This window comes from Mycobacterium sp. E2733 (assembly GCF_001667585.1).
Lineage (GTDB): Bacteria > Actinomycetota > Actinomycetes > Mycobacteriales > Mycobacteriaceae > Mycobacterium.
Genome location: NZ_LZJZ01000073.1, coordinates 1 through 5,628, shown reverse-complemented (window position 1 = coordinate 5,628; position 5,628 = coordinate 1). Strand labels below are relative to the sequence as shown.

The 5,628-nt window shown below is 67.1% G+C and carries 5 protein-coding genes and 1 pseudogene; 3 read left to right on the top strand and 3 right to left on the bottom strand.

Annotation, left to right across the window (positions count from 1 at the left end; translation table 11 throughout):
• Positions 1-228: 228 nt before the first annotated feature.
• Entirely contained in the window at positions 229-1,659 is a 1,431-nt protein-coding gene (locus A5678_RS12765) for an FAD-binding oxidoreductase (protein ID WP_068042818.1), read from the bottom strand.
• A gap of 294 nt (positions 1,660-1,953) precedes the next feature.
• Here A5678_RS12765 and A5678_RS12760 point away from each other — a divergent pair, with 294 nt between their 5' ends.
• A complete protein-coding gene (locus A5678_RS12760; protein WP_068042815.1) occupies positions 1,954-2,445 on the top strand; it encodes a DUF732 domain-containing protein in 492 nt (163 codons plus the stop codon).
• Here A5678_RS12760 and A5678_RS12755 read toward each other — a convergent pair.
• The gene (locus A5678_RS12755; RefSeq protein WP_068042813.1) at positions 2,442-2,723 is read right to left on the bottom strand and encodes a DUF3017 domain-containing protein; all 282 of its coding nucleotides are present in this window, start codon (positions 2,721-2,723) and stop codon (positions 2,442-2,444) included. The two genes, A5678_RS12760 and A5678_RS12755, sit on opposite strands and share 4 nt — an antisense overlap.
• A complete protein-coding gene (locus A5678_RS12750) occupies positions 2,720-3,565 on the bottom strand; it encodes a bifunctional methylenetetrahydrofolate dehydrogenase/methenyltetrahydrofolate cyclohydrolase (protein WP_068042811.1) in 846 nt (281 codons plus the stop codon). The genes A5678_RS12755 and A5678_RS12750 overlap by 4 nt, the downstream gene beginning before the upstream one ends.
• A 139-nt stretch (positions 3,566-3,704) precedes the next feature.
• Here A5678_RS12750 and A5678_RS12745 point away from each other — a divergent pair, with 139 nt between their 5' ends.
• Positions 3,705-4,922: an NADH:flavin oxidoreductase gene (locus tag A5678_RS12745; RefSeq protein WP_068042809.1), complete on the top strand. Its 1,218-nt coding sequence runs from the start codon at positions 3,705-3,707 to the stop codon at positions 4,920-4,922.
• 188 nt (positions 4,923-5,110) lie between these two features.
• A pseudogene (locus tag A5678_RS12740) lies at positions 5,111-5,467 on the top strand (FHA domain-containing protein); the annotation flags it as partial.
• Positions 5,468-5,628: the final 161 nt, after the last annotated feature.

Sequence of the window (5,628 nt, the reverse complement as noted above, 5' to 3'; positions counted from 1 at the left end):
CAGCTGCCGGCGCGCCCTCTCACAGCGCTCCAACATCACCAGCTGCTGCCGGACAGTCAACGCCTCCACCGGCAACGGCGCGGGCACGAGCCAAGGCTGCATCAAGATCGTCGAACACCACCTCGACGTCGGGATGACTACCTGGACTCACACCCCCAAACTAGCCACCCCCACCGACAAAAATGCCCTGAAAATCGCCACAGATGCACACTCGCGCAGAATCTTTCGTCAGAAATTCAGCCCCGAGAACATGACGCGATTCGGATCGTACTTCTGCCGCACGGTCGTCAGCCGCGACAGGTTCGAGCCGAAGTAGCGTGCCGGCGCGGCATTGGCCTCCAGATAGTTGACATATCCGCCGACCGAAATCTGTTGCACGGCTTGGTGCGCGGAACTCAGCCAGCTGTTCGCGGCGCTGACCTGGCTGCTGGAGGGTTCGACGTACCACTGCAACACTGCCGACTGATTGCGCCACGGGAACGCCGTCTCACCCGCGGCCACGTCCGCAGCGGCGCCACCGAGCGGGTCGACGAGGACCGATGCCTGCCCGGCGCCCGACGGCCACTGCCCTATCGCGGTGGCAATGGCATGGGCCGCAGCAGAATCCACCGGGCCGATGACGTCGGAACCGGCCACGAAGGAGCGCGCCGGAGGATTGGCGCTGCCGCCGGCCAGGAACATCAACAGGTCCGTGCGGTTCATCGACTTGTTCGAAACCGAACTGGGCGCCACCCCAACCGCGGACTTGATCGCGTCGACCACTCCCGACCCCGCGCCCGCCGGGCAGGTGGCGAGCACATGGCAATTCGGCGCGGAGCCGACCATGAGATCGACTATGCCCCAAGTGTTTCGATCGGCTGAACTGAGCCAGGACTGCCACCCGACGAGCACCTGGGTGGCCGACGCGGGCGGGAAATCGAGCCGCACGACGTCGCTGTCGGCCGTCGCGAAGGTCGAGAACGTCATCGACGTCGTCACCCCGAAATTGCCGCCACCACCGCCGCGCAGCGCCCAAAACAGATCCGGGTTGTCGTTGGCGGAGGCGGTCACCACGTCGCCGCTGGGCAACACGACCGTAGCCGACTGCAGCGCGTCACAGGTCAGGCCCGCGTGCCGGGTGTCGGGCCCTATCCCACCGCCCAGCGCGAGTCCCGCGACGCCGACGGTCGGGCACGTACCGCCGGGTATCGCCCGACCGGCGCCGGCCAATGCCTGATGGATCGCGTACAGGGTGGTGGCCGGGGTGACGGTGACATTGTTGCCGTCGAAGTTGGCGCCACCCGGAAGCCCACGCAGGTCCAGTACCAACGTGCCGTCGGCGCTCGACGCACCGACGTATGAATGCCCGCCGCCGCGCGGGGCGACCTTGAGGTTGTTGGCGGTCGCGAACGCGACCGCCTTCTGCACGTCCGCCTGCGACGAAACCGTCACGACAGCAGCGGGACTGGAGTTGTCATAGAATGAGTTGAAAACCTTTTTACTGGTTGAGAATTGAGTGGCGTTGGTCGGCAGGACAACGGTGCCGCTGATGGAGGAGGCCAGCCCGCCCCATCCGACAACGGGATCCGCGGCCGCCCGCGCTGTGCGCAAAACCGCGCCGGTAGCCAGCATTCCGACGGCGCCGCGAAGAAAGGTCTGGCGCGAGATGTCCCTCTGCAACCAGGAGTCGGCCGGACGGCTGCGATTCGTCGTCATGTGCGGAGATCCTTAAACATTTTTCACCGAAAATCCCGGAGCTTACGGCCGTGTCAGATCACAGTGTGGCCTCGATCCGCCGAGGGCCTTGACGGCGTACGCACCCCAATAATCGACGTTTGAGCCGCGGCGACCTCACGAAACGCCTTTTTGTGCGAACCTTTACCCCACCGTGTCGCAAACGTGACCGTGATAGCTCAGAGTTCCTAACGTGATTCGAGTGCCCTCGGCGCACTCCACGATTGAGGGGGAGGCTGCATGAAGGCACTGGCGCGAACGCATGACTGGATCTGGTTATTTCGGAACCAGCCCCTGACCGTTCGCCTGCTGGCCGCAGTCGCCGGACTGCTCACCGCGGCGTCGGCGTTCGCCGCGCCGGCTGGGGCGGACAACCCCGACGACAACTTCATCGACGCGCTCAATCACGCCGGAATCGACTTCGGCGAACCCGGAAACGCGATGTCGGTCGGTCAGTCCATTTGCCCGATGCTCGCCCAGCCGGGGGGTAACTTCGCCGCGGCCGCGTCCAGCGTGTCCGGCCGGGGCATGTCCCCCATGATGGCGCGCATGTTCACCACCATCGCGATACAGACCTACTGTCCCGAGCAGATGGCGAACCTGGCCAGCGGCAATCTGTCCGGCGTGGTGCCGCAGATGCCCGGAACGCCCGGAATGCCCGGGCAGATACCGGGAATGGCTGGGCAGATGCCCGGGATACCGGGGCAGATCCCGGCGGTGCCGGGTTTCTAGCGGGTGCCCAGCGGATCGATGGTCCACGCGATGTAGACCATTGCTCCCGCGACCACTGCGGTGGTGATGAAGTCAATTCCCTTGCTGCGCACCGCCAAAAGACCGGACCGATCATCGGACAGCACTAGTCGCAGCGCCGCCGCCAGACCGACACCGATACCGATCAGCAGCGAACCGCGCCGCCAGAAGCTGGCCCCCACCAGCGCGAGCGCCGTGGCGAAAGTCAAGCCGACCAGCAGGATTGGCCACTGGGCCCTGACGACGGACCTCGCGCTCATTTGCGCTCGGCCAGTTCGACCACGTTGCTCAGCAGGAACGCCCGGGTCAACGGGCCGACTCCACCGGGATTCGGCGACACGTGGCCGGCGACCTCCCAGACATCGGGGTGTACATCGCCGACCAGTCCGTCGTCGGTCCGGCTGACGCCCACGTCGACGACCGCGGCACCCGGACGCACCATGTCGGCTTTCAGCATGTGCGGCACCCCGACGGCGGCCACCACGATGTCCGCCTGCCTGGTGTACGCGGCCAGATCGCGAGTTCCGGTGTGGCACAACGTCACCGTGGCGTTCTCGGAACGGCGGGTCAGCAGCAGCCCCAACGGGCGACCGACCGTCACGCCGCGGCCGATGATGACCACGTGGGCCCCCGCGATCTCGACGCCGTAGCGCCGCAGCAGGTGCACGATCCCGCGCGCGGTACACGGCAGCGGCGCCGGGACGCTGAGCACCAGCCGGCCCAGGTTCGTCGGGTGCAGTCCGTCCGCGTCCTTGTTCGGGTCGACACGCTCCAGCGCCGCGTTCTCGTCCAGGTGCTTGGGCAGCGGCAGCTGCACGATATAGCCGGTGCAGTCTGGGTTGGCGTTCAGCTCGTCGATGGTGTCTTCCAGCGTCGCCGTGCTGATGTCGGCCGGCAGGTCGCGGCGGATCGACGTGATGCCGACCTTGGCGCAGTCCGCATGCTTGCCCCGGACGTAGGCCTGCGACCCAGGATCGTCACCGACCAGGATGGTGCCCAGTCCGGGGGTGCGACCCGACGCCGTCAGTGCGGCCACGCGTTGTTTGAGGTCGACGAAGATCTCATCACGGGTGGCCTTGCCGTCCAGTGTGATTGCGCCCACGCCTGACAGTCTGGCAGACGTCGACAATGGCGACCCGCCGCGCCCGGCTTCGCCGCGCTTGCGGTCGCCACGGTGCCCAATGATGGCGACCCGACGCGCCCGGCTTCGCCGCGCTTGCGGTCGCCATTAAGCTCCCGATATGTCTACCCCTCCGGACGTGTTCAGCCCCGCCAAGCTTGGCCCGATCACGCTGCGCAATCGCACCATCAAGTCGGCGACATTCGAGGCCCGAACGCCCGACACCCTGGTGACCGACGACCTGATCGAATACCACCGGCTGCCCGCGGCCGGCGGCGTCGGCATGACGACCGTCGCCTACTGCGCCGTCTCCCCCGGCGGCCGCACGGAGGGCAACGGGATCTGGATGCGGCCGGAGGCGGTGCCCGGTTTTCGCCGGCTCACCGACGCGATCCACGCCGAGGGCGCGGCGGTCAGCGCGCAGATCGGCCACGCCGGCCCGGTCGCCAACGCCAAATCCAATAAGGCCAAGGCGCTGGCGCCCGTGCGGTTCTTCAATCCCATCGGAATGCGGTTCGCCAAGAAGGCGACCCGCGACGACATCAAGGACGTCATAGAGGGGCACGCCAACGCGGCCCGCCTGGCCATCGAGGCCGGGTTCGACGCGGTCGAAATCCACTTGGGCCATAACTACTTGGCGAGCTCATTTCTGTCTCCGTTGATCAACCGCCGCGACGACGAGTTCGGCGGGTCGCTGGAGAACCGGGCGAAGGTGGCCCGCGGCATCGTCATGGCCGTTCGCCGCGCCGTGGAAAAGGAGGGCACGCCCATCGCGGTCACCGCGAAGCTGAATATGGCCGACGGCGTCCGCGGCGGCATCAGCACCGACGAGTCGCTGACCACGGCGAAGTGGCTGCAGGACGACGGCGGCCTGGACGCCATCGAACTCACCGCGGGCAGCTCGCTGGTCAACCCGATGTACCTGTTCCGCGGCGACGCGCCGCTCAAGGAGTTCGCCGGCGCGTTCAAACCGCCGCTGAATTGGGGCATGCGCATGACGGGCAAGAAGTTCCTGCGCGAGTATCCCTACCGCGAGGCCTATCTGTTGCGCGACGCCAAGCTGTTCCGCGCCGAGCTGACGATGCCGCTGATCCTGCTCGGTGGCATCACCAACCGGGAAACGATGGACCTGGCGATGGCCGAGGGCTTCGAATTCGTCGCGATGGCCCGGGCGCTGCTGGCCGAACCGGACCTGATCAATCGGATCGCCGCCGACGGCGACCAACACAGCGTGCGTTCGGCGTGCACGCATTGCAACCGGTGCATGCCCACGATCTACACCCGGACGCGTTGCGTGGTCACGGGTGCGCCGGATGTTTTGACGGGCAATCGGACCTAGCCCACTGACGCAGCGCGCCCCCTGGGGCGCGAGGAGGAAGGCGGCAATCGGACCTAGCCCACTGACGATGCGCGCCCCCTGGGGCGCGAGGAGGAAGGGGGCAATCGGACCTAGCCCACTGACAGCGGGCCCTCAACGCATATTCGGGCCTCAGGTTAGCCTTGGGTCCACAAGATAGAGTTGAACCGATGAGTTCAGCAGCCCCGCCCGTCTTGACGGTTCGCTTTGACGGGTCAGAACGCACTTTTGCCGCCGGTCACGACGTGGTGGTGGGGCGCGACCTGCGCGCCGACATGCGCATCACCCACCCGTTGATCTCTCGCGCGCATCTGTTACTGCGCTACGACCAGGGCCGGTGGCTGGCGATCGACAACGGTTCGCTCAACGGCACTTTCGTGAACGGCCGGCGGGTGCCGGTGGTCGAGATCCACGACGGTCAATGCCTCAACATCGGAAACCCGGACGGGCCGCAGCTGCTGTTCGAGGTCGGGCGGCACCAGGGGATGGTCGGGCGGCCACCGCAAACCGAGTCGATGGGCATTCCGGCCGCCGCTCACCCGGGCGGGACGGCGTGGTCCGCCGCACCGGGAGGCCCGCCCGTCGCCGCTCCACCCGGCCCCCCGCCCGCACCGTCGGGCCGCCCTTGCCCAGCCGCACGATGATGGTCGCGATCGCCGCCTGCAGCGTCGCGAAGACGCAGAACACC

Coding starts and splice junctions, on each gene's coding strand:
- A5678_RS12760 (WP_068042815.1), top strand. CDS start 1,954: ATGAAGGCACTGGCGCGAACGCATGACTGGATCTGGTTATTTCGGAAC.
- A5678_RS12755 (WP_068042813.1), bottom strand. CDS start 2,723: ATGAGCGCGAGGTCCGTCGTCAGGGCCCAGTGGCCAATCCTGCTGGTC.
- A5678_RS12745 (WP_068042809.1), top strand. CDS start 3,705: ATGTCTACCCCTCCGGACGTGTTCAGCCCCGCCAAGCTTGGCCCGATC.